Source organism: Cobetia amphilecti, from assembly GCF_032923285.1.
Lineage (GTDB): Bacteria > Pseudomonadota > Gammaproteobacteria > Pseudomonadales > Halomonadaceae > Cobetia > Cobetia amphilecti.
In genome coordinates this window covers 3,163,171-3,185,974 of the sequence record NZ_CP136695.1, presented here as the reverse complement: position 1 = coordinate 3,185,974, position 22,804 = coordinate 3,163,171, and the positions used below count along the sequence as shown (strand labels likewise).

Here is a 22,804-nt window from a genome sequence, read left to right as displayed (position 1 = left end):
TTCTCCTTGTGATCCGACGTGACCGGCGGGGTCCGCGGGATGTTATGAGTGACGGCTCATGGTGATGAGCCGTCACGATACCGAAAGCCGTGTGATTTGTAGATCGAACGCCACTTGTAGATCTGTCGCTGCTCATGGAGCGACGCTTACTTGTGGTTCGACTTGCGCACCAGATGGTCGCCCAGGCTCTGGAAGCCCTGCACCATGACGACGAGGATGACCACGGTCACCAGCATCACCATCGGGTCGAAGCGGTTGTAGCCGTAGCGAATGCCGAGATCCCCCAGGCCGCCGCCACCGACGGTGCCGGCCATGGCGGAATAGCTGATCAGCGTCACCACGGTGATGGTCAGGCCATTGATGATGCCGCCGCGTGCTTCCGGTAGCAGTACCTTGGTGATGATCTGCATCGGCGTGGCGCCCATGGCCTGTGCGGCTTCGACCAGCCCGGGGCCGACTTCATTCAGCGCGCCTTCGATCAGGCGGGCGACGAAGGGAATCGAGGCGATGGTCAGCGGCACGATGGCGGCGTTGGTGCCGATCGAGCTGCCCGCGATCAGGCGTGTCAGCGGGATGATCGCCACCATCAGGATGATGAACGGCACCGAGCGACCGATGTTGGTGATGATGCTCAGCACGCTGTTGAGTGCCGGGCGCGCGAGAATCTGGCCGGGGCGCGAGGTGTAGAGTGCCACGCCCAGGGGAATGCCGAGTGCCGCGGAGATCAGGCCTGCCACCGCGACCATGTACAGCGTCTCGAGGGTGGAGGACAGGACGAGTTCAAGCAGTGCGGGTGACATGACCGAGCACCTCCACTTTCAGGTCGTGGGATTCGAGATAATCGAGCGCTTGCCGGGTCTGGCGGCTGTCGCCCATCAGTTCGGCGATCATCAGGCCCAGGGTGCGGTCCTGAATGGATTCCACCTTGGCCTGCAGGATGCTGACATCCACCTGGCATTCACGCGCCAGGCGCGAGATCAGCGGAGTGGAGACGGCGTCGCCGCTGAAGGCCAGGCGCACCACCGGGTGGGTGTGCGGGCCGGCGGTGGCTTCGAGGCGCTCGACCAGCGCGCGTGGCGGCTCAAGTTCCAGGAAGTCGTTGAGGAACTCGCGGCCCAGGCGGGTCTGCGGTGCGGTGAAGAAATCGCCTACCGAGGCCACTTCCACCAGTTCACCGCCGCTGATCAGGGCGACCTGATCACAGATGCTCTTGACCACTTCCATCTCGTGGGTGATCAGCAGGATCGTAAGGCCCAGTTTGGTGTTGATGTCCTTGAGCAGCTCAAGGATGGAGGCGGTGGTCTGCGGGTCGAGGGCCGAGGTGGCCTCGTCGCACAGCAGCACCTTGGGACGGCTGGCCAGCGCACGGGCGATGGCCACACGCTGTTTCTGGCCGCCGGACAGCTGGGCAGGATACTGGCCGGCCTTGTCGCTCAGGCCGGTCAGCTCCAGCAATGGCTCGACGCGCTTTTTGATCTCGTCCTTCGAGATGCCAGCCAGCTCCAGCGGCAGCGCCACATTGGCGAAGACTGTGCGTGAGGAGAGCAGATTGAAATGCTGGAAGATCATGCCGATCTGGTGACGAGCGCTGCGCAGGGCGGACTCGTCGAGCTCGGTCAGTTCCTGGCCATCGACGACGACGCTACCGGCAGTGGGGCGTTCGAGCAGATTGACGCAGCGAATGAGGGTCGACTTGCCGGCACCGGACAGGCCGATGACACCGGTAATGGCGCCCTGAGGAACCGTGAGGCTGGCATCCTTGAGCGCGACCACGGCCTTGTCACCACTGCCGTAAGTCTTGGAGACGTTCTTGAGTGTGATCATGGGGGTCCGAGTGGTTAAGGCACCAACCGGATTGCGGGCGAAGGTCTGTAGAGGACAGAACGTTCTGCCGGCGTCTGCGCACATGGCAGACAGCGAAGAGGGGAGCGATCCAGTGGGGAGAAAAAAGACCACCCAAGACGGGTGGCCATCAACGCTGGACACACCCTTTTAGCAGAACTTGCACCCCGTGAGACCAGCTCTCGTGGTGGGCGCCCGCAATCCGGGTACAAATCGGCGCCAAACAGATTTGAGGCGCATTCTATCAGTCACCTTGGGGGTGTCAACGACTTTGGTCTTGCGCTGGACGTTTATTCGAACTGTCGTTCAATATGGCAATTTGGCGATACGCTCTGTAAGCCATTTCTTACAAGGCTCTTGTCGTGACGCGGGTTTCAACAGGCATCGACGGCTTGCCTGTCTTGACGGTCAGTCGGGCATGAGTTGTGGCCCGCTCTGGCTACTCTACGTTCGCGGTGGCAGCCGTGCTCGTCTGTTGTGGGATACGGGATACGGGAGACGGGAAGCGGGTGGCAAAGGCGGCAGCGCCGCGCACTCCCACGGCAGACAACGCCAGCATGTCGACGGCTAGTCCACCATGCTAGGATTTCGGCTGGGCATGCCGGTCATCTCGCTGCTGCATGCCGTCCCTTATTCACGGCTTCTCGACAGCAAGAAGCAGCAGTGCAAGGAAAGATCACGCATGTTCACGGGTATCGTACAAGGCATGGCGGAAGTGGTGGCCATTGAAGAACGCACTGACTTTCGCACGCATCAGGTCTGGTTGCCGGCGGGGTTTGAGGCGGGGCTGGAGCTGGGGGCCTCGGTGGCCCATAACGGTTGCTGTCTGACCGTGACCGCACTTGAGGGTCAACTGGCCAGCTTTGACCTGATGCGCGAGACGCTGCGTCTGACCAATCTGGGCGAACTCGAGGTGGGCAGCATCGTGAACGTGGAGCGAGCGGCACGCTTCGGCGACGAGATCGGCGGGCACTCGATGTCCGGGCACGTGATGGCGATGGTGACCATCGATGCCATCGAGGCCACCGCCGACAATCGTCGTATCTGGTTCCAGGCACCGGCCGAGCTGATGCGTTTTCTGTTCGACAAGGGCTATGTGGGACTTGACGGTGTCAGCCTGACGATCGGTGAGGTGCAGGGCACACGCTTCTGCGTCAATCTGATTCCCGAGACGCTCGAGCGCACCCTGATGGGCGTGCGCGCCGTCGGTGATCAGGTCAACCTTGAAGTCGACCCGCAGACCCAGGCCATTGTCGAGACCGTCGAGCGGGTCATGGCCTCCCGTCTGGCATGAGGCTTGCAGGTCTGCAGCGGATCAACTCACTGGCAGGACGCCAGAACTCGTCTGACTGGTCAGGAAATATGCCGGGAATGCTCGATTCGCTGCAGACCTTTGGGTACCATGTTGCGCCTTTCGATGCCCTGCCGCTGGCGGGGCATCGTGGTTCAGGCAGGCTGAACAGGGGAAAAGCTTCATCCGACGCCCTGTGCGGCATACCTGTCCGAGCGAGTTCGTCTTGATCTGCTGATTCTGACAATCACCGACCACTGCGCCTTGCCGGACAGGCACTGCTCAAGGATAGGGGCTACCTCAATGCTGGAACGTCTTTTCAAGCTCTCCGAGCACGGTACCAATGTGCGTACCGAAGTCATCGCAGGATTTACCTCCTTCCTCGCGATGGCCTATATCATCTTCGTGGCTCCCTCGATGCTGGCCTCCACCGGCATGGATCACGGCGCCGTGTTCGTCGCGACCTGTCTGGCGGCCGCCATCGGCTGTCTGGTCATGGGCCTCTACGCCAACTACCCGATCGCGCTGGCGCCGGGCATGGGGCTGACGGCCTTCTTCACCTATACGGTCGCCGGTCAGATGGGCGTGCCCTGGCAGGTCGCGCTGGGCGCGGTCTTCCTGTCCGGGGTGAGCTTCTTCCTGCTGTCCGCCTTCAAGATTCGCGAGTGGATCATCAATGCCATTCCCGCCTCGCTGAAGACCGGTATCGCCGCGGGCATCGGCCTGTTCATGGCGATCATCGCCCTGCAGGGCAGTGGCATCGTCGTCGACGCCCCGGGCACGCTGGTCACGCTGGGTGATCTGTCCTCGCCGGCGGCCATGTATGCATTGCTCTCGTTCTTTTTGATCGTCGCACTGTCCTACCGCAAGGTGATCGGTGCGGTGATGATCGGCATACTGCTCGTCACGCTGCTGGCGACCTTGACCGGCAACAACGATTTCCACGGCTTTGCCTCGATGCCGCCGAGCATGCTGCCGACATTGGCAGAGCTCGATATCGCCGGCGCCTCCAATCTGGGCATGGTGTCGATCATCTTCGCCTTCCTGTTCGTCGATCTGTTCGACACCTCGGGCACGCTGATCGCTGTCTCCCAGCAGGCTGGCCTGACCAATGAGCGTGGCCACCTGCCGCGCCTGGGACGGGCCTTGATGGCCGACTCCAGCGCCACCATGGTCGGCTCTGTCATGGGCACCTCGAACGTGACCAGCTACATCGAATCCGCCACCGGCGTGGCCGCCGGCGGACGTACCGGCCTGACGGCTGTAGTCGTAGCCGGCCTGTTCCTCGTCAGCCTGTTCCTGTCGCCGCTGGCGACCTCGATTCCGGCCTTCGCCACTGCCGGTGCGCTGCTGTACGTCGCCTGCCTGATGACGGGCGGCCTGGCACGCATCGACTGGAACGACATTACTGAAGCGGCACCGGTGGTGATCGCCACCCTGGTGATGCCGCTGACCTACTCGATTGCCAACGGGATCGCGCTGGGCTTCATCAGCTACGCCGTGATCAAGCTGTTCTCCGGCCGTTATCGTGATCTGAGCCCGGGGCTGGTGATTCTCGCCATCCTGTTCGCCTGCAAATACCTGTTCCTCGACGGAGCCCTCTAATGAGCATCTACAGCGACTACATCAAGTCTGTCATCCGCACCGTGCCGGACTGGCCCCAGGAAGGCGTCAACTTCCGTGACATCACGCCGGTGCTGCAGAACTCCGCCGCGTTCCGCAAGCTGATCGACTCCTTCGTGCACCGCTATCAGGAGATGGAAATCGACGCCATCGCCGCCATCGATGCGCGTGGCTTCATTATCGGTGCTCCGCTGGCCTACGAGCTGGGCTGCAGCTTCGTGCCGGTGCGCAAGAAGGGCAAGCTGCCGTTCAAGACCATCAGCGAGACCTACTCGCTGGAATATGGTGAGTCCACCGTCGAGCTGCACTCCGATGCCTTCCGTGAAGGCGATCGCATCCTGGTGATGGATGACCTGATCGCCACCGGCGGCACCATGCTGGCGGCCTGCAAGCTGATCGAGCGCACCGGTGGTGTGGTCGTCGAGACGGCAGCCATCATCGACCTGCCGGAAATCGGCGGCTCCGCGCGCATTCGTGAAGAAGGCCACAGTGTCTTCGCGGCGTGCAGCTTCACCGAATCCGAGTAATGCCGGCTTGACGCGATGGCCCTGTCTTCTGGCAGGGCCATCGTCGTTGCTGCGGGCAGCGAATCTGAGGCCCTTGTCCGCGTTCTGGCGTGGCTGAGTGGATCTTCCCCTTGTGCGGTGGCGCGCCAGCCACCATGCTTTCCTTCTGTTTCGTCATTGCGAGTGACCCACATGTCTTCCGAACGCTACCACGACCACTTCATCGTCTCCTGGGACCAGCTGCACCGTGATGTGCGCGCGCTGTGTCACGACCTCAGCGGTCGCGATTTCAAGGGCATCATCGCCATCACCCGCGGTGGCCTGATTCCGGCCGGCCTGATCGCCCGCGAGCTGGGTATCCGCCACATCGATACCGTGTGCATCAAGAGCTATCACGACCACATGGAGCAGGGTGGTCTGGAAGTGGTCAAGGGCGTCGACCACGACGGTGACGGCTGGCTGCTGGTCGATGACCTGGTCGACACCGGCAATACCGCACGTGCGGTGCGTGACATGCTGCCCAAGGCGCACTTCGTGACTGTCTATGCCAAGCCGGAAGGTCGTCCGCTGGTCGATGGCTTCATCACCGAAGTGCCGCAGAACTGCTGGATCCAGTTCCCGTGGGACATGGGTATCGCCTACGTCGAGCCGATCGCCGAGCAGCTCAAGAAGCAAGAGAGCGATAGCTGACATGCCGTTGGAGACTGCCGCGACTGGCCGCTCCGAGGTGCTGCCTGCCGATTGGCAGGCGCATCTTGGCCAAGAGTTTCAGGCTGGCTACATGCAGCGTCTGCGCGACTTTCTGCGCGCCGAGAAAGATGCCGGCAAGGTCATCTATCCGCATTCCGATGACTGGTTCCGTGCCTTCTGGCTGACGCCGCTCTCCAACGTCAAGGTCGTGATCCTCGGGCAGGACCCGTATCACGGCCCGGGCCAGGCGCACGGACTGTGCTTCTCGGTACGTCCCGGTGTGCGCCCGCCGCCTTCGCTGAAGAACATCTACAAGGAACTGGCTACCGATGTCGGCGTCGAACCCGTCGATCACGGCTTCCTAGAAAGCTGGGCGAAGCAGGGCGTCTTGCTACTCAACAGCGTGCTGACCGTCGAGCAGGGAAAGGCCGCCTCGCATCAGAAGCAGGGGTGGGAGCAATTCACCGACCGCGCCATCGACGTGATCAACCAGCACTGTCAGGGTGTCGTCTTTCTGCTCTGGGGCAGTCATGCCCAGAAGAAGGCCCGCGCTGTGGACACCCGGAAGCACCTGGTGCTCCACGCGCCGCACCCATCCCCCCTCGCAGCGCACCGCGGTTTCTTCGGCTCTCGCCACTTCTCACAGGCCAATGCCTGGCTGGAAGCGCGTGGGAAAAAGCCGATCGACTGGCAGTTATAATATCTGATTGTGACAAGCTTCTAGGGAATGCCGCCAAGGATGAACAAGAGTCAACAAACACTCGAGGTGGATGGGGTATTTTGTATCAGCCTCAAAGAGCGGGAAGACCGCCGGGAACATCTACAGAAAGAGTTTTTGCCGTTAGGCTTGGATATTGAGTTTTATCTTGCCGAGCGTGATGTGGATAATCCTGAGCGTGGATGTTACGAGTCACATCGTGCCTGTGCAGCAATGGCTATGGAAAGAGGGTATCAACGAGTCTTGATCCTTGAAGATGATGCTACTCTTACTATGCCGACTGAAAGTGTAATAGCACGTATCAATTGTTTCTTGAAAATACGAAACCCGGAGATTTTTTATCTTGGTGGCATGCTGGGAAGGATGTGGTTGATTCCTTTTGCGGGCGTGGTTAGAGCCAAGCTGACGGGAGGCCATGCCTATATGCTGTCTCGTAAAGGCATGAAGAAGATCATTGATAAACCTTATTCAAAAAAAGCGGTGGATAGTTTCTACGCTACTGAATTCAAGGCTTATGCTGTTTACCCTCTTTTTTGCGATCAGCTTCCCGAATCGGATGTCAAAAGTGATATCGCTGATTATCGAATTGAAACGAAAGGGGGAGGCAGCTACAAAGATGGTGAGTATTGGAATCTCAATTCAAGAAAGCAGGAAGTAGCGTTGCGTAGGGATATGTGGAGAACCTTATGTGGACGATGGCTTTAATGTTTCAGGAGATGGTCAATTGAAAGCATACTGGTGGCGATCGGCGAATGGTGGATGTAATTTTGGTGATGAAATCACATCTATCATTTTGAATAGAAAGTTTCATGTCGCTCATTCTATCTCGAATGTCGATGAGGCAGACTTGATCTCTGTTGGCAGTATTTTAAATAAGCTCGTCAACAATAAAGCGATTTCCTTACGAAATAGGAAGATCCATGTTGTAGGGTCTGGGCTTATTTCTCCATATGTCAAACATGCCTCTTTATTCAAGCGAATGAAACCAATGGGCAGGACATTTGGCAAATCTGTTGTTATTCATTCTGTACGTGGGTATATGACTCAGCAGGTGCTCACTTCATTGGGAGAAAAAGAATACCCTGTCGGTGATCCAGGGCTCATGCTCCCTTTGATTTATGACACAGATCCAGACAAGATTTATAAAATAGGATTTATTCCACATATCTCCACTATTGATAATCCGGAATGGAAAAATGTGTGTGCACGTGTAGGCAATAGTATAATAATAGATTTTCGTACGGATAATCTGGAGTCCATTGTTACTCAGATGAAATCCTGTGAGATCATTGTAAGTCAGAGTCTACATGGCTTGATCATAGCGGATGCCTATGGAATCCCGAATTGCTGGTTCTATGATGGTCCTCTTCATTCTGGGGGGAAGTTTAAGTTCTATGATTATTTCTCCTCTGTTGGTCGTAGTTTTTCTCTGAGGTTTTGTTCTTTCAATGAGTTAAATGCTGGCGATATCAATAGGTACGCGGATAAAATCGATCCTAATGTCATCTGCAGCTTGCAGTCGGATATAGTCAAGAGTTTTGAGAAAGCCTTGCAACAAATCTAAGCTTGCATTGATCAATCATGCTTTACTGTTCTCGCTAGAAATGTAATGTGTATGTACTTGCATGCTCTATGCAATATTCCTCCTTTTTTGTAGGCGAGAATATTCTTCTCGGGTATGAGGAGGGAGGAATGCGCGATAAAGTAGGTGGTGAATTTCGAAGGTGTTTCAATAAGAATAAGTGTATCTTTGTCGGAGTGCCAAGGGTAGGAAGTGAATCTATCTTTTTGGCTCTGGGGGATGAGTACATTAAGAAGAGGAAGTATCATGATTACCGGTTTTATCAGAAAATAGATCCTTCTCGTTTCGATCAATATTTTAAGTTCGCTTTCGTTCGTCACCCACTGGATAGATTGTTTTCGGCTTACCAGTATTTAAGGCATACTGGTGACCATAGTCAGAGTCACAAAGTGTTATCTGAAGGGCTGCGGCAATATCCAACTTTCGATGCATTCGTCTTGAATGGCTTGACTGAAGAAAAATTCAAATCTCATTCACTTTTTACTCCTCAGTCATATTTCATTGTTGATGATAATGATAGAGTGATAATGGACTATGTGGGTAGGTTTGAGAATTTTGAGGAAAATTTAAGTCATGTTCTCAGTCATCTCGGCATCAAACAAGGTCGAGTGCACAACAAGCGATGGCTGACTAGCCGTTCAGTAAAGTGTGATGAGAGTACTGTCAATGTCATTCGTAAGCATTATTCAAGAGATTTTGATAATTTCAATTATGAATAGCTAGAATCAATACCGTCGATGATGAATCTGCCAGCGCTATTCATTGCAGGATAATATGTTTTAATCTTAATATGAGTGAAGTTTCTGTGTCCATGACATTGCAAGGGCCTCGTGCGGGGCATCTCATCAGCCTCAAGAATCTGGGCGGGGCTGAGCAGACCTTTACCAATTTCTTTCGTATGGCCGCACGCGAGCGAGACCATCATGTGCTGCTGCAGACGCCTGAAATTCATCTGATGCTGCAGCCTGAATATGCGGACTTTACAGGTCGGGTGCACGACATAAAGCGTTACTGCGGCATCAAGCTCCCGCGGCAGCTGCCCTGGCTCCGCGATACCTGCCAGGCGCGCATGCTCGATGACGAAGAGGTGCAGGCAATCGTGGTGTGGAACAAGCTGCGTAACCATCCGCTGCATTTCCCTGATCACATCAGCCTCATTCACTACGAGCATGGCTCTGCCTGGTTCGTGGAGCCCACCTCTGATATCACGGACTATCTCTCGCGCCTCGATGGCATCATCTGCAACTCCTTTGCGGCCAGTCGCATGTTGCAGTTGTCGCTTGGCATCAGTGAGTCCTTGCCATGTCGGGTGGTGCGCAATTCCATCGTGCTGCCGCAGGTGTCCTCCGCTCATCCGGACGAGCGGTTCAGGGTCGGGTTCGCAGGTCGTTTGACCGGGCTCAAGGCACCGGTGATCGCCATCGAGGCATTGCGAGAGCTCAAGGCGAGTGTCCCCCATGCGGAGCTTTGGATCGCTGGCGAGGGGATATTGGAAGATGCCTTGAAGTCACTGGTCGTGAAATGGGGGCTCGAGGAGAGTGTTCACTTCTGTGGTCTGTTGAGTGACATGAGCGACTTCTATTCCTCCCTTGATGCCTTCGTGTGTCCTTCCTGGCGTGAACCCTTCGGTAATGTGGTGCAGGAAGCGCTGGCGCATGGTGTGCCCGCCATCGTCGGTAATGTGGATGGATTGCCGGAGCAGATCTCCTCGGGAGTCAATGGTGAAATTCTGTCGCCAAGCAGGCCCCGCGAATCGCTGGCTGTCTATGGCGAGGATTTCATTACCGGCCCGGACAGAGTCTATAGCCCGGAGCAAGACGCCATCGTGGTCGCACAGGTGCTCGAACCGAGTGAAATCGCTCAGGTGCTTAAGCAATGGGCAGCAAGTCCGCAGCAGCGCAGAGAGATGGGCGCAGCTGCGCGCGCGATCATTGCGCAAGATTTCTGCCAGCAGAAATACTGTCAGGGTATAGGCGACTTCATTGCTGAAGTGGTGGCTGGGTAACCATTGCTGGCGATATTGGCCACAGGTCAGCCACCTTCATGGCCGGCCTGTCTTGCCTCGCCATTGCCCTTTGACGAGCGTACTGAAGTTTCCTTGCACTTTATTCCGGTAAGCTGAAGCCACAATGGATTTTTCGTACATTGGGGGGCTGTCATCAGTGGCAGGTGACGAACCACAAGAACAGGGTTGATATCATGTGGCGAAGCAATGACTTTCCTTATCGCAAACACTTTACACGTAACAAGTGCATCTTCATTCATATTCCCAAGGCTGCCGGAACATCGGTCCTCGCCGCCTTGGGGAAGACGAAGGAAAAAGGGCGAGATCATGTCTCTTGGCAGGTTTACAAGAAAGCCAGTTCCAGAAAATTCGCCCGTTATTACAAATTCTCTTTTGTCAGAAATCCCTACGATCGTGCCCTGTCAGCGTATCGCTATATATTAAGTGGTGGCAATCAAGGCAAGCAGGATCTCGCCATTGCCAAGGAGATGGCAGAGTATTCAGATTTTGATGATTTTGTCGCACGTGGTTTGTGGCAAGGCGCTTTTCGTAGTCACCTCCTGTTTCTCTCGCAGTCCTCTTTTGTCATGGATGGAAACGAGACCTTGATGGTGGATTTTCTGGGGCATTTCGAAACCCTAGACAAGGATTTCCAGCAGGTTGCCAACAAGCTGGGCATCAGCGGCGAGATTGCACATCGCAACAAGGGAAGTGTCGAGGCGGGGGCCGGCATGACAGCGGCGACCCGCGAGAAGCTGGCCATTCTCTATGCACAGGATTTCGTCAACTTCGGTTACACGCCTTGAATGAGTGGCAGGCGGGAGGTCGCCAGTCCATTTGCGGCGCTTCCTCCGCTGTAACCTGAAGGCGAGAGCCTTAACTTGTAAGCCTGCTTCCGCTAGAATGCGCTCAATTTACCAGCCTTCCCGCTGCTATCGTCCGAGCCGGCGGGGGTAGTGCTGCGTATCGTTTGCACCATCTTCTGTCCCAAGAGGTATTTCCATGAGCGTCCATGCCATCAATCATCCACTGGTCCAGCACAAGCTCGGCCTGATGCGTGCAGCAGGCATCAGCACCAAGAGCTTCCGTGAGCTGGCCAGTGAGGTCGCCAAGCTGTTGACCTATGAGGCAACCCAGGACCTGGAGCTGGAAACTACCACCATTGATGCCTGGAGCGGCAACGAGCTGGATGTCCAGACCATCAAGGGCAAGAAAGTGACCATCGTCCCGATCCTGCGCGCCGGCTTGGGCATGCTGGATGGCGTGACGGACCTGATTCCCCCGGCACGCATCAGCGTCGTGGGTCTGTACCGTGATGAAGAGACGCTGGAGCCGGTACCGTATTTCGAGAAGTTCGTGTCAGATCTCGACGAGCGTCTGGCCATCGTGATCGACCCGATGCTGGCGACCGGCGGTTCCATGATCGCTACGCTGGACATGCTCAAGGCCAAGGGCTGCCAGCAGATCAAGGTCATCGTGCTGGTCGCGGCGCCTGAGGGGATCGCCAAGGTGCAGGAATCCTACCCGGACATCGAGATCTACACCGCCTCCGTCGATGACCGCCTCGACGAGAACGGTTACATCGTGCCGGGTCTCGGCGATGCCGGTGACAAGATCTTCGGCACGCGCTGAGCGCCCGCCAGAGATGACAACGCCCTGCGCATCCGCGCGGGGCGTTTTTGTATCTGTCTGACCTGTCTGAGCAGTCAGGATCAGGCGGTTGACCCCTCCGCCCGTGAAAAGAAGTGCTGCCATGTCGTCTTCATCACCGTCCTCTGATACCTCCTCTCCCCATGCGTCGTCTGCTCATGTGCCCTTGCCGGAACAGGAAGGGTTCTCGCTGACGACTCTCGTCACCGGCGCGCAGATGCTGTTTGTCGCCTTTGGTGCGCTGGTGCTGGTCCCGTTGCTGACCGGGCTTGACCCCAACGTCGCCCTGTTCACGGCCGGTGTCGGCACCCTGGTCTTCCAGTGCGTGACCAAGGCCAGCGTGCCGGTTTTCCTCGCCTCATCGTTTGCCTTCATTGCGCCCATCCAGAGCTCGGTCGCGAACTTCGGCATTCCTGCCACCATGGGCGGTTTGTTCGTCGCGGGCCTGGTCTATGTGCTGCTGGCGCAATGCATTCGCCTCAAGGGGGTCGGCATCGTGCATCGCCTGCTGCCGGCCGTCGTGGTCGGTCCGGTGATCATGGTCATCGGTCTGGCACTGGCACCGACGGCGGTGCAGATGGCCACCGGCGAATTCAGCGACAACATCTCGCATGCTCAGGCGCTGACATTGTCATTGGCCAGTCTTGGCGTGACGCTGGTGCTGTCGATCTTCGGGCGTGGCATGTTGCGTCTGGTGCCGATCCTCGGCGGTATCCTGACGGGATATGTGCTGGGGTTGCTGATGGGAGTGATCGACCTCTCGCCGGTGCATGCCGCTGAGTGGCTGGCGCTGCCTAGCTTCACTGCGCCGACCTTCGAATTTTCCGCCATTCTGTTCATGATTCCCGTCGCCATCGCGCCTGCCGTCGAGCACATCGGCGACATGGTGGCGATCGGCTCGGTGACACGGCGCGATTACCTGAAGAAGCCGGGACTGCATCGCACGCTGCTCGGTGACGGCCTGGCGACGTCGGCGGCGTCACTGTTCGGTGGTCCGCCCAATACCACCTATTCCGAAGTGACCGGTGCGGTCATGCTGACCCGCAATTTCAATCCGCGCGTAATGACGGTCGCGGCCTGTGTCGCGATCTCGCTGGCCTTCATCGGCAAGGTCGGCGCCGTGCTGCAGACGATTCCCACGCCGGTGATGGGCGGCATCATGTGCCTGCTGTTCGGCTCGATCGCCGTAGTCGGCATGAACACGCTGGTGCGCGCGGGGGATTCACTGACCGCACCGCGCAATCTGGTGATCGCCTCCTTGATCCTGGTATTCGGGATCGGTGGCATGCAGGTCGGTGGTGGTCAGTTCACGCTGCAGGGCGTGAGCCTGGCCGCCATTCTGGGCATCGTGCTCAACCTGATTCTGCCGCCGGCGAAAGAGGGAGAATGATTACCATTTGATGAGTGGTCGCAGGGAACATTTCCGCGAATGACGGTTCAGATAAATGCAACTCTCCTGTGCTGAGTGACTGGCACATGTGAGTTGCATTTTTCGTTTTCCCACCAGACGCCAGCTATCGTTTTCGCATGCCTTGCACGCGACACAAAGCGGTACTGGCGGACATTCGAAGGAGTGATGCTTGCGTACCCTGGTCGTAGTGAGAAGCCTGAAAATGGGCGGCATGGAGCGAGTGGCGGTCAATCTTGCCGACAGTCTGGCCGCGAATGACCACGAGACGCATATGGTCATCTGGCGCGGTCGTGATCAGGTGCTTGAACCGCAGGATGCCAGCGTCCAGCAGCACATCGTGCCGATTCAGCAGCGCGTCCAGCGTTCCGTCGGCGGCGCCCTGACGACACTGGCGTCACGTCTGGTGCTCAATCCCGTCATCCGCCGCTCCAATTTCGTGTGGGTCGGCAAGGCCGGTGGCGAGGAATTCGCCGCTTGGCTCAAGGAATTCGAGCAGAAACACGGCAAGGTTGACCGCATCATCTTCCGTGGCCTGGGAACCTTCGAGCAGGTGTGGGGCTTCAAGGATTCCCGTGCACGTTACGTGCTGGAAAATCGCGTCAACTTTAGCGGCCCGCAGTGGAAGCAGCGCATGTTTGCCCGTTGCCTGCTGGACGGCAAGCATCTGGTGGCGGTGTCCGAGGATGTGGCGCAAGGGGCTCGTGACATTGCTCGCCAGCATGGGGTGACGCCGGCGCATATCGAGACGATCGTCAATGCCTGTCCGATCACTCGGATCCGCAAGCAGGCCGCCATGGATGAGCCGGATATCCCCGCTGAGCCCTTCATTCTCAATGTGGCGCGTCTGGTGCCGCAGAAAGACCACGCCCTGTTGCTCGAGGCTTATGCCCTGGCCAATCCGAAGGAGTCGCTGGTGATCGTGGGGGCGGGCAATTGCCGGGAAGCCCTGGAAGCCCAGGCTGAGAGGCTTGGCATCGCCGAGCGGGTGATCTTCGCTGGTCAGCGTGACAACCCCTATGCCTGGATGCGTGCCGCCAAGCTATTTGTGCTCAGCTCGCGTGTCGAGGGCATGGGTATCGTGCTGATGGAGGCGCTGGCCTGCGGCACACCGGTAGTCTCGGTGGATTGCCGTGGCGGGATACGCGAGATCCTCAAGGGCGAGCTGGAACACGCCATCGCGCCGCATTCCGCCGAAGGCCTCGCGCGACGCATGAACGAGTTGTTGGCAGAGGAGGGCTATCCGGTTCGCGAGGAATGGTTGGCAGATTTCTGCCCGCACACCATGGTGGAGCGTTTCCTGGCCGAGCCGGCCACCAATGACCCTTGGGATGAGGCGCGCGAGCAGTCGCCTGATGCTGCGGGCCAGTCTCACTCCCGCGCTGCAAGAGGCTAGCGACGCGCTTCACGCCCACTCGGCCGAGCTGGCCAGGGGCTTACTGGTCAAGGCCCTACTGGTCAGGGGAATGCTGGCCAGGGTTGAGCTGGAGGGTCGAGCAGCTCTCGAGCGAATGCCTGCCTAGCGACTCTGTGCGATGCATAGCCACTGGCAGTCTCGGGCCTCGGCAGCGTCGGAGGTCTCGTGGTGGGTGACTTCACGGCTTATAACTTCAGAGGGCACGAGGTCATGGCTGGCGGCTTGCGACGCCGCCGGCTTGCGCCAGTGCAGTTGATAGCGCTCCCCGGCATGCAGTCGCGCAGCATCACCGCATTCGAGAAGTGCCTCCTGGCAGGCCGCCGTCGCGGGGAACTCGATACACAGTGCGCCGTGCGTCACCAGCACCAGGCTGTCATGCGCGGCCTGCAGATAGGCGCTGCACCCCGGTGCGAGGCTGCCCAGCTCGATCTGGGGCTGTGGCGATGTCTGCAGGGATTGATCAATGCGCCGCAGCGTGAGTCCCGGTCCACAGCCCGCGACCGGTTCATGCTCGCTGTCACGCAGGATGCGTGGGGGTTCGACGGGCACCTCATCGCTGAAGAAGTCGCTCAGCGAGATCGGAAATACCTCGAGAATCTTGTTCAGCGAGCTGACGGAAGGGCTGACCGCGTCCTGCTCGACCTGCGAGATGGTCGAATTGGTCACCTGGGCGCGCTTGGCCAGTTCACGCTGCGAGAGGCCATGACGCGTGCGCAGTTCGCGCAGCCGCTTGCCCAGCGTGCGAGACGCTGCCATTTCCTCGTCTGCCATTTCCTGGCCGTTAGTGGACTGCGCTGCCTTGCCGGCAGTGAGAGGTTCGGGGGCAGTAGGGGAGCTATCGTGCGACATCAGTGGTGCCTGATTGAGTGAGCATGCGCGCAGGCTAGCACGCGGGTGGGAGTGCGTGGCAGTGCGCCTCGCCGCGCCCAGGTGTGTTCATCAGCCGCGTGTTGCTCAAGGCGAGCGACTGCTGCCCCCGGCGCTGAGCGTCTCGAGCAGATGGCGCCCTTGATCATCCTCGTGATGCCGGCGTGCGATGCACGGCAGCCACAGGCAGAAGGTGGCGCCGCCACCGGGGGTATCTTCCAGCCATAGCCTGCCCCCCAGCTGGGTGATCAAGCCCGATGAGACGGATAGCCCGATGCCCGAGCCATTGGCGCGCGTGGTGAAGAAGGGCGTGAAGATGCGCGACTTCAGGTGCTCGGGCACGCCAGCGCCGTGATCGATGACGCGTATCTCGACTCCCGCCACGGGGGCGAGCTCCGCTATTGGCGCTGACACTGCTGCTGGCACTGAGACTGACGTATCCGGACGGCGGTTTGGCTCACCATTCATTACGGCCAGCGCCGCATCGCGATCACGGCTGGTGATGCACAGCGTATCCGGCACAGGCGCCATCTCGATGGCGTTGATCAGCAGGTTGACCAGCACCTGAGTCAGTTGCGCGCGGTCGGCCTCGATCAAGCGGGTCGCCGCCAGCTCATGCTGCAATTGATGGCCGTGATGATCCAGCGCGTGCCTGACCAGCACCTCGACACTGTGGATCGCCTCGTCGGGATGAATCTGGCTGAGGTGAGGCGCGCCGAGTGACGGCGTCAGTGAGTTGCCGTCGCCAATGTCGTTGGAGGCGAGCGGGTCGCGTGCGTACTGACGCAGGTTGTCGACCAGCGCGCGAATGCGCTCGACCTGATGGATGATGGTGGCGATTTCCTCGCGCACCGGCTCGGCCTGCTCACCGAGTATCACCTCGATCAACTCGACATGACCGAGAATCACCGCGGCGGGGTTGTTGATCTCGTGGCCGATACCCGCCGTCAGTTCGCCCAACGCCGCCAGTTTCTCGCGGGTCAGCAGGCGCGCACGCGCTTCGCGCAGCAGGCGGACGTGCTCTTCCAGCGCCTGACTGCGTTCGCGCAGCGTGGCGGTCTGGGCGCTCAGGTCGCGGGTGCGATCCTCCACCTGGGCTTCCAGCGTCTGGGCCGCGAGCTGTATCTCGTGGCGGTGCGCTTCCAGTCGCGCCAGCATGGCGTCGAATTCCTCGGCCAGTTCATCCAGCTCATCACCGTGCCGCTGCGCCGGCCCAAGAGAGGACAGCGGGCCTATGCGCAAGCCCTCCTGGGACGGGGTATCACGCACTGCATGCACCACACGGCGTATCTGGCGGATCGGCTGCATCAGACGCTCGATGCTGCTCCACACCAGCAGTACCCCCAACAGACTGACCGCGATCAGCACCAGGCTGATATGCGTCAGCGTCTCGCGATAGAGCCGTGCGTAGGGCGCCTGCGGGTAGCCTGCGTAGATCATGCCGATCCGCTGGCCATCCAGAGAATCCAGCGGGGCATAGGCGGCCACGAACCAGTCACGAACCACGAAGGCACGATTGATATAGCGCTCGCCATTGCCGATCACCTGACGCTTCACCTCCAGCGAGGCGCGCGTGCCCAGCGCGCGCTCGCCGCTGGCATCGGTGACATTGGTGGCGATGCGAACATCATCGAGAAACAGGGTGATGGTGCCGGTGCCATCTTCCGGCAGGGTGCCGGGGCCATAGAGCAGATCGCGGATTTCATCGACCAGACGCGGGTCGCGATTGAGCAGGCGGCCTGCATCCAGCGCGCCCAGCAGCTTGCCCTCGCCATCGAGGATGGGCACCAGTGCCCGCAGCAGCATGCCGCGGTTTTCCTCGCGGCGGGCACTGGGTTGTGCGTAGGGCGTCTGGCGCAGCGCAAGGCGCGCGCGCTCGGCAAGCGCTGGATCCAGCGTCGCCAGTGAGTCGCTGGACAGCATGTCGAGGCCATCCAGGCTTTCGCCGCGCGCCAGTTGCGGAATCAGCGCGGCGACGCCGGGCGTCTGGCGCAACTGCTCGGTGGGCAGCCAGCGCAGCCAGTCGGCATTGAGGGTGTCCCGCATGGTATTCAGGCGCGGCACCAGCCGTGGCAACAGTTGCGCGGTCTGCTCATCGGGTGCCACCAGCTGACGCAGGTTACGACGCATCGCCTCCAGGCCATCACGCAGGCGCTGATGCTGGCTCTGCAGCGTGCGGCTGGCGACATCGAGGTCGCTGCGCACGTTCATGTACAGCTGGCGGTCGGTATAGGCCGTGGTCCAGTAGGCGGTCAGGCCGACCAGCGCCAGCATCAGCGCCAGCAGCGGCGCCAGTGTCAGCAGCAGCAGCCTGCGCCGCAGCGAACCGGCGAAGTAATGGCGCAGGCGCTTGATCATGCGCTGCCGTCGGTTCCGTAGGGAGCGGCGGACGTGGCGGCAGGGGCGGGTTGATCGCTCTCAGCGCCGCTCTCAGTACTAATCTCAGTACCACTCTCAGTGGCATTCTCAGCGCCGCTGTCCTCACTGATTTGCTGCTCGGCGCGCCAGGTGGTCAGTTTGCGATCCAGCGTCTTGCGCGAGATGCCCAGCTGTCGGGCGGCGGCGGACTTGTTGTTGGCATGTCGCTCCAGTACCGCGCACAGATGGGCCTTTTCCACCGCATCCAATGACCACTCGAGTGGATAGCCGCTGCTGGTGGCCTCTTCCTCGGTGGAGGTGGTCGCGTCTCCGCTGTCGTCCCATATCTCGTGGCCTGGTGCCTGTGCGGCCTGACTGTCGACCGGCAGGGTATCGCCGGGCAGGCGGCCGAGCAGCAAGGCGCGCTCGATGACGTTCTTGAGTTCCCGCACATTGCCGGGCCAGGAATAGTGGCACAGGCGAGTGAGATCAGAATGCTGCCAGGGCACGGCGGGGAGGTTGAGCTCACGCGACAGTTGGCGCGAGAAATGCTGGGCCAGCGCCGGGATGTCTTCCGGGCGCTCGCGCAGGGCCGGCAGTGTCAGGCTCAGCACGTTGAGGCGATAGTAGAGGTCTTCGCGGAAGCGGCCCGCGGCCACCTCCGTCTCCAGTGTGCGGTGAGTGGCGGCCACGATACGCACGTCCACCGCCTGTTCCTGCTCACCGCCGACGGGGCGCACGCGGCGCGTCTCCAGCACTCGCAACAGCTTGGCCTGCATCGCCAGGGGCATCTCGCCGATTTCATCCAGGAACAGCGTGCCACCATCGGCGAAGCTGAACAGGCCATCACGGCCTCGATGCGCGCCGGTAAAGGCACCTTTTAGGTGGCCGAATAGCTCGCTCTCCAACAGCTCCGGGCTGATGGCGCCGCAGTTGACCGGCACGAAGGCGCCGCGCCGACCGGACAGGCGATGCAGGTCACGCGCCGCCAGCTCCTTGCCGGTGCCGGACTCCCCCAGGATCAGCACCGGTGAGGGCGCAGGGGCAACGCGCGCGATGATATGCCCCAGTTCCTGCATGGCAGGGCTCTCGCCCTTGAGGCTGGCCTCTTCCTGTTGATGGCGGGCATTGTCGCGCCGGAGCAGGAAGTTTTCCCGCGTCAGCTGGCGGCGCTCAAGGCAGCGGTCCAGCGCGGCCTGCAACTGTTCGAGACGAAACGGCTTGATGATGAAATCACAGGCCCCGGCCCGCAGCGCGCGCACAGCGGTCTCGAGATCGGCGTAGGCGGTCATGAAGATGACATCGCTGACCGAAGAGGGCGCAAGCGCCTCACCCCAATCCAGGCCATCGCGTCCCGGCAGGCGAATGTCGAGCAGGATGAGGTCGAAGTGCAGGCGCGAGCGCAGGGCTTCGGCCTGTTCGACACTGTCGGCACATTCGATCAGCGCGAAGCGCGAGGAAAGTGCCTTCTCCAGATAGCGGCGCATGCCGGGCTCGTCATCGACGATCAGTACCGAGGCTGTGGGGAGGGGGTCGCTGCCGCTACGCCGGGTCTCACGGGGTGTGGAGGGGGCGTGGGCAGTCATGGCATTCCTCGGGTCAACAGGGCAGTAATGGTCGCAGGGGAGATCATCTCTATCATGCGGGCATTGTGGCGTGCTGCTCACTGGTAATCTAGCGCTGGATGCCACATTGCTGCCTCTTTCTGCTTGTGCTGGCCACAGGCAGGACCTTGCAGCCTTGTCAGCACGCGGCGCTGGCGGGCAGGGTTGGCAGGCTGTCCCGTTGCGCTACGCAAGGCACGGCGATGACTCGGCAATCGGGTCGTCATGGGTCAGTGGTGGTCATGCCTGGAGTTATTGTCAGTATTTTCTCGGCCATTCCGGCAGTGCCATTCCAGCAGCGCCATTCGCTCCAGTAGGGATAGCGACGTCAGCAGGGCGTCAGGGGCTGCAGAGGCGAGAGGGACGACAGGGACGGCAGGAGGCGGGTGCCGGCAAGTCTGCCTGCTGGAGAAGATTCCGGTATCATCGCCGGCTGTCTTGCGTGCCAGTCCATGTATCAGCGCTGTCTGGCAAAGCCTTGAAAGCCTTTATTGGATAGTCCGTTTCGTCACCACAGCGCTTTCGGCATGTCGTTTGCAGAGTCAGCATTCACGCTGATGTCATCAAGACCGTCACGCCAGAAAAAATATTCAGGGAGCACCCCCCATGCCGCAACGCCATACCTTGTCTTCTCGTCGCCTGCTGGCCACCCTCGCAGGCCTGTCATTCGGTGCGCTGAGCATTTTGCCGGCCCAGGCAGCCGACGACATCATCCGTCTGGCCACCACGACCAGCACCTACAATTCAGGCCTGCTCGATCACCTGCTGCCGGAGTATGAAGAGGCTCACGATGTCACCATTCAGGTCATCGCGGTCGGTACCGGCAAGGCGTTGCGCATGGGGCAGGATGGCGATGTGGATCTGGTGATGACCCACGCCCCGGGCGCCGAGCGCAAGTTCGTCGATGCCGGCTACGGTGTCGAACCGCATGGCGTGATGTACAACGACTTCGTTCTGCTCGGCCCCGAGGCGGACCCGGCGGCCATTGACGGCATGCAGGATGTGGACGCGGCACTGGGCAAGATCGCCGGCGCCAATGCCGGCTTCATCTCGCGCGGCGATGACTCCGGCACCCACAAGAAGGAATTGGCCCTGTGGCAGAGTGCCGATGTCACCCCTGACTTCTCCGGCTACAAGGCCGTCGGCCAGGGCATGGGCAAGGTGCTGAGCATGGCCAGTGAGCTGCAGGATTACACCTTGAGCGATCGCGGCACCTGGCTTGCGATGGAAGACAAGCTCGAGCTTGAGATTCTGGTCGAGGGCGATGCGCGCCTCTTCAATCCCTATCAGGTGATTCTGGTCAACCCGGCCAATCATGACGGGCTCAATACCCGTGGTGCGCGTGAGCTGGCCCAATGGCTGATCTCCAGCGAAGGGCAGCAGGCAATCGATGATTACCGTCTCAAGGGCAAGGCGCTGTTTCATGCCAGCCACGGCGAGACCGGCTTCGATGCTCGCCAGACAGCGGACCGCTCCTCTGAGCGCACGCCGGTGAAGGCGCAGGGCGCACAGACTGAGCCGCGTTCGTGAGCTTGTGGCAAACCACGCAGGAGGCCATGAGCCTCCTGCTGAGCATGGATGGCGCGCTGTGGGAGATCATCGGCGTGTCGTTTCGTGTCTCGCTGATGGCGATGTTGATCGCGGTGCCACCGGCATTGTTGATCGCCTTCGTGCTGGTTCGCTGTGCCTTCCCGGGGCGCTGGCTGCTGATCTCGCTGATCAATACCCTGATGGCCGTGCCCACCGTGGTGGTGGGGCTGCTGCTGTTCATCCTGTTGTCGCGCGCTGGCCCGCTGGGCGACTGGCATCTGCTGTTCACCCAGCCGGCGATGGTGATTGGGCAGATTCTGCTCGCCCTGCCGATTATGGTGGTGATGCTGCATGCCGCGCTGGCGGGCGTCGACAAGCGTGCCTGGGAGACGGCCTTGCAGCTGGGGGCGTCGCGCCGGGCGGCGCTGTGGCGGCTGGTGATGGAGGCCCGTTTCGGCGTGATGGCGGCGTTGGTGGCCGCGTTTGGTAGAATCATCGCTGAAGTGGGTTGCGCCATGATGGTGGGTGGTAACATTGCCGGTTTCACGCGCAATATCACCACGGCCATCGCGCTGGAAACCCTCAAGGGCGAGTACGCCCAGGGGGTCGCCCTGGGCATGGTATTGCTGGTGTTGGCACTGGCGCTCAATCTGATGCTGGGCCTGTTGCGCGGTCGTGGTCAGCTGGTGGTGCAGGCGTGACCCGCGGCCTCGCCGCCAGTCACGTTCTGCTTCCGCAGTCTGCAAGCCGCCTGCCAGCCCGTTGAGACAAGCACACCAGCACTGATCGCGTCAGGCTGAATCGTCGTATGGAGTCATGATGTTCCCCCCTAGTTCTTCGTCCTCGTCTGTTCCCTCGGGCGACCCCTCCTGCCCGGTGACGGGGACTGGCTTCGCGCAAGCCTCGCCGTCTGCTGCCCAGGCGCTCGCTGCCGACGCAAGCGTTGCCCCTCTGTTGCGTGTGCGCGGCCTCGAATATCGCTTGCCGGCTGCGGCGCAGGCATCCGGCGAGGGCGTTGAGGCGCAAGGTCGCCTGTTATGGCATGTGGCGGCGCTGGATTGGGCGCCGACCCCGGCGTCCGGCTGGGTGCACCTCAAGGGCGACAACGGCAGCGGCAAGACCACGCTGTTGCGCGTGCTGGCTGGCATGCAGCCCGCGACTGGCGGCAAGCTTGAATGGCAGACCCGTGACGCTCATCCGGTGCGCTACCTGCACCAGCAGCCGTATCTGTTCGACACCAGCGTGGCCGGCAATCTGGTGCTGGCGGCTCGCTGGCAACCCGACAGTGGCTCTGCCGGCCAGCAGCGTGATCAGGTCGAGGAGATGCTGCGCTGGAGCGGGCTGAGCGATCAGGCCCGACAGCCCGCCCGCTCATTGTCGGGTGGCGAGCGGGCGCGACTGGCATTGGCGCGCGCCTGGTTGTCGCGTCCGCCGGTGCTGTTGCTGGATGAGCCTGCCGCCAATCTGGATCAGGCCGCCGTCGAGCAATTGGCGCTGCGACTGGAGCAGATGTGCCAGCAGGGGTGTGCGGTGATCCTGTCCTCGCATCAGGACAATGCCTTGAGTCAGGGCTCGAGTGCGCGCTGGACGCTGAGCGCTGCCAGCCTGCACACTGAGCCCACAGCGGGCTGAGTCGTCTTCATGGGCTGAGCCTTCAGTGCAAGCACCTCAAGCTTCAGGGCTGAGAAAGCCTTGTTCATCAGCCGCTTGCAC

The 22,804-nt window shown here is 60.2% G+C and carries 21 protein-coding genes; 16 read left to right on the top strand and 5 right to left on the bottom strand.

Translation table 11 applies throughout. The features are described 5' to 3' along the window. Window positions 1–146 precede the first annotated feature (146 nt). Together R1T44_RS13575 and R1T44_RS13570 are read right to left on the bottom strand one after the other, a co-directional pair. The gene (locus R1T44_RS13575) at window positions 147–800 is read right to left on the bottom strand and encodes a methionine ABC transporter permease (protein ID WP_107336314.1); all 654 of its coding nucleotides are present in this window, start codon (window positions 798–800) and stop codon (window positions 147–149) included. Then, a complete protein-coding gene (locus R1T44_RS13570) occupies window positions 781–1,824 on the bottom strand; it encodes a methionine ABC transporter ATP-binding protein (RefSeq protein WP_284726837.1) in 1,044 nt (347 codons plus the stop codon). The genes R1T44_RS13575 and R1T44_RS13570 overlap by 20 nt, the downstream gene beginning before the upstream one ends. 700 nt (window positions 1,825–2,524) lie before the next feature. On the opposite strand from R1T44_RS13570, the gene R1T44_RS13565 reads away from it, so the two are divergent. From R1T44_RS13565 to R1T44_RS13505, 13 genes are all read left to right on the top strand, one after another. After that, on the top strand, window positions 2,525–3,136 hold the full coding sequence (locus R1T44_RS13565; RefSeq protein ID WP_317292949.1) for a riboflavin synthase subunit alpha: 612 nt from the start codon (window positions 2,525–2,527) through the stop codon (window positions 3,134–3,136). A gap of 300 nt (window positions 3,137–3,436) precedes the next feature. Then, window positions 3,437–4,738 (top strand): NCS2 family permease, encoded by a 1,302-nt coding sequence (locus R1T44_RS13560; RefSeq protein ID WP_317292229.1) that lies wholly within the window; start codon window positions 3,437–3,439, stop codon window positions 4,736–4,738. After that, window positions 4,738–5,283 (top strand): adenine phosphoribosyltransferase, encoded by a 546-nt coding sequence (locus R1T44_RS13555; protein WP_043335609.1) that lies wholly within the window; start codon window positions 4,738–4,740, stop codon window positions 5,281–5,283. The genes R1T44_RS13560 and R1T44_RS13555 overlap by 1 nt, the downstream gene beginning before the upstream one ends. Window positions 5,284–5,454: 171 nt before the next feature. After that, a complete protein-coding gene (gpt, locus tag R1T44_RS13550; protein WP_043335607.1) occupies window positions 5,455–5,952 on the top strand; it encodes a xanthine phosphoribosyltransferase in 498 nt (165 codons plus the stop codon). Between the two features lies 1 nt (window position 5,953). Further along, window positions 5,954–6,652, top strand: a complete 699-nt coding sequence (gene ung, locus R1T44_RS13545) for a uracil-DNA glycosylase (protein ID WP_317292228.1) — start codon at window positions 5,954–5,956, stop codon at window positions 6,650–6,652. Window positions 6,653–6,691: 39 nt separating this feature from the next. Further along, a complete protein-coding gene (locus tag R1T44_RS13540; RefSeq protein WP_317292227.1) occupies window positions 6,692–7,375 on the top strand; it encodes a glycosyltransferase family 25 protein in 684 nt (227 codons plus the stop codon). Beyond that, a complete protein-coding gene (locus tag R1T44_RS13535) occupies window positions 7,359–8,234 on the top strand; it encodes a polysaccharide pyruvyl transferase family protein (protein ID WP_317292226.1) in 876 nt (291 codons plus the stop codon). The genes R1T44_RS13540 and R1T44_RS13535 overlap by 17 nt, the downstream gene beginning before the upstream one ends. 128 nt (window positions 8,235–8,362) lie before the next feature. After that, entirely contained in the window at window positions 8,363–8,971 is a 609-nt protein-coding gene (locus R1T44_RS13530) for a sulfotransferase family 2 domain-containing protein (RefSeq protein ID WP_317292225.1), read from the top strand. Window positions 8,972–9,063: 92 nt separating this feature from the next. Beyond that, window positions 9,064–10,257: a glycosyltransferase family 4 protein gene (locus tag R1T44_RS13525; protein WP_317292224.1), complete on the top strand. Its 1,194-nt coding sequence runs from the start codon at window positions 9,064–9,066 to the stop codon at window positions 10,255–10,257. 194 nt (window positions 10,258–10,451) lie between these two features. Beyond that, the gene (locus R1T44_RS13520; RefSeq protein ID WP_317292223.1) at window positions 10,452–11,063 is read left to right on the top strand and encodes a sulfotransferase family 2 domain-containing protein; all 612 of its coding nucleotides are present in this window, start codon (window positions 10,452–10,454) and stop codon (window positions 11,061–11,063) included. Window positions 11,064–11,259: 196 nt separating this feature from the next. Further along, window positions 11,260–11,889, top strand: a complete 630-nt coding sequence (upp, locus tag R1T44_RS13515; RefSeq protein WP_043335602.1) for a uracil phosphoribosyltransferase — start codon at window positions 11,260–11,262, stop codon at window positions 11,887–11,889. Window positions 11,890–12,010: 121 nt separating this feature from the next. Then, window positions 12,011–13,297 carry a uracil-xanthine permease family protein gene (locus R1T44_RS13510; RefSeq protein ID WP_216060468.1) on the top strand — a complete coding sequence of 429 codons (1,287 nt, stop codon included), beginning with the start codon at window positions 12,011–12,013 and terminating at the stop codon, window positions 13,295–13,297. Between the two features lie 190 nt (window positions 13,298–13,487). Beyond that, on the top strand, window positions 13,488–14,711 hold the full coding sequence (locus R1T44_RS13505) for a glycosyltransferase (RefSeq protein WP_317292222.1): 1,224 nt from the start codon (window positions 13,488–13,490) through the stop codon (window positions 14,709–14,711). Window positions 14,712–14,834: 123 nt separating this feature from the next. On the opposite strand, the gene R1T44_RS13500 is transcribed toward R1T44_RS13505, so the two are convergent. The 3 genes from R1T44_RS13500 to R1T44_RS13490 form a co-directional block, all read right to left on the bottom strand. Further along, window positions 14,835–15,581 (bottom strand): helix-turn-helix domain-containing protein, encoded by a 747-nt coding sequence (locus R1T44_RS13500; protein ID WP_317292221.1) that lies wholly within the window; start codon window positions 15,579–15,581, stop codon window positions 14,835–14,837. A gap of 105 nt (window positions 15,582–15,686) precedes the next feature. Beyond that, the gene (locus tag R1T44_RS13495) at window positions 15,687–17,957 is read right to left on the bottom strand and encodes a sensor histidine kinase (RefSeq protein WP_317292220.1); all 2,271 of its coding nucleotides are present in this window, start codon (window positions 17,955–17,957) and stop codon (window positions 15,687–15,689) included. Further along, window positions 17,954–19,543 (bottom strand): sigma-54-dependent transcriptional regulator, encoded by a 1,590-nt coding sequence (locus R1T44_RS13490; RefSeq protein ID WP_317292219.1) that lies wholly within the window; start codon window positions 19,541–19,543, stop codon window positions 17,954–17,956. The genes R1T44_RS13495 and R1T44_RS13490 overlap by 4 nt, the downstream gene beginning before the upstream one ends. Window positions 19,544–20,167: 624 nt before the next feature. Between R1T44_RS13490 and R1T44_RS13485 the strand changes: the two genes are divergently transcribed. From R1T44_RS13485 to R1T44_RS13475, 3 genes are all read left to right on the top strand, one after another. Then, window positions 20,168–21,091, top strand: a complete 924-nt coding sequence (locus R1T44_RS13485; RefSeq protein WP_317292218.1) for a substrate-binding domain-containing protein — start codon at window positions 20,168–20,170, stop codon at window positions 21,089–21,091. A 26-nt stretch (window positions 21,092–21,117) separates the two neighbouring features. Continuing rightward, window positions 21,118–21,792 (top strand): ABC transporter permease, encoded by a 675-nt coding sequence (locus tag R1T44_RS13480; protein WP_317292217.1) that lies wholly within the window; start codon window positions 21,118–21,120, stop codon window positions 21,790–21,792. Between the two features lie 118 nt (window positions 21,793–21,910). Further along, complete coding sequence (locus R1T44_RS13475) at window positions 21,911–22,723, top strand: ABC transporter ATP-binding protein (RefSeq protein WP_317292216.1); 813 nt, start codon at window positions 21,911–21,913, stop codon at window positions 22,721–22,723. Window positions 22,724–22,804: the final 81 nt, after the last annotated feature.

Bases quoted from the DNA above. Each gene is read 5' to 3' on its own strand.
- R1T44_RS13575 (WP_107336314.1), bottom strand. From the start codon at position 800: ATGTCACCCGCACTGCTTGAACTCGTCCTGTCCTCCACCCTCGAGACG.
- R1T44_RS13570 (WP_284726837.1), bottom strand. From the start codon at position 1,824: ATGATCACACTCAAGAACGTCTCCAAGACTTACGGCAGTGGTGACAAG.
- R1T44_RS13565 (WP_317292949.1), top strand. From the start codon at position 2,525: ATGTTCACGGGTATCGTACAAGGCATGGCGGAAGTGGTGGCCATTGAA.
- R1T44_RS13560 (WP_317292229.1), top strand. From the start codon at position 3,437: ATGCTGGAACGTCTTTTCAAGCTCTCCGAGCACGGTACCAATGTGCGT.
- R1T44_RS13555 (WP_043335609.1), top strand. From the start codon at position 4,738: ATGAGCATCTACAGCGACTACATCAAGTCTGTCATCCGCACCGTGCCG.
- gpt (WP_043335607.1), top strand. From the start codon at position 5,455: ATGTCTTCCGAACGCTACCACGACCACTTCATCGTCTCCTGGGACCAG.
- ung (WP_317292228.1), top strand. From the start codon at position 5,954: ATGCCGTTGGAGACTGCCGCGACTGGCCGCTCCGAGGTGCTGCCTGCC.
- R1T44_RS13540 (WP_317292227.1), top strand. From the start codon at position 6,692: ATGAACAAGAGTCAACAAACACTCGAGGTGGATGGGGTATTTTGTATC.
- R1T44_RS13530 (WP_317292225.1), top strand. From the start codon at position 8,363: ATGCGCGATAAAGTAGGTGGTGAATTTCGAAGGTGTTTCAATAAGAAT.
- R1T44_RS13525 (WP_317292224.1), top strand. From the start codon at position 9,064: ATGACATTGCAAGGGCCTCGTGCGGGGCATCTCATCAGCCTCAAGAAT.
- R1T44_RS13520 (WP_317292223.1), top strand. From the start codon at position 10,452: ATGTGGCGAAGCAATGACTTTCCTTATCGCAAACACTTTACACGTAAC.
- upp (WP_043335602.1), top strand. From the start codon at position 11,260: ATGAGCGTCCATGCCATCAATCATCCACTGGTCCAGCACAAGCTCGGC.
- R1T44_RS13510 (WP_216060468.1), top strand. From the start codon at position 12,011: ATGTCGTCTTCATCACCGTCCTCTGATACCTCCTCTCCCCATGCGTCG.
- R1T44_RS13500 (WP_317292221.1), bottom strand. From the start codon at position 15,581: ATGTCGCACGATAGCTCCCCTACTGCCCCCGAACCTCTCACTGCCGGC.
- R1T44_RS13495 (WP_317292220.1), bottom strand. From the start codon at position 17,957: ATGATCAAGCGCCTGCGCCATTACTTCGCCGGTTCGCTGCGGCGCAGG.
- R1T44_RS13490 (WP_317292219.1), bottom strand. From the start codon at position 19,543: ATGACTGCCCACGCCCCCTCCACACCCCGTGAGACCCGGCGTAGCGGC.
- R1T44_RS13485 (WP_317292218.1), top strand. From the start codon at position 20,168: ATGCCGCAACGCCATACCTTGTCTTCTCGTCGCCTGCTGGCCACCCTC.
- R1T44_RS13480 (WP_317292217.1), top strand. From the start codon at position 21,118: ATGAGCCTCCTGCTGAGCATGGATGGCGCGCTGTGGGAGATCATCGGC.
- R1T44_RS13475 (WP_317292216.1), top strand. From the start codon at position 21,911: ATGTTCCCCCCTAGTTCTTCGTCCTCGTCTGTTCCCTCGGGCGACCCC.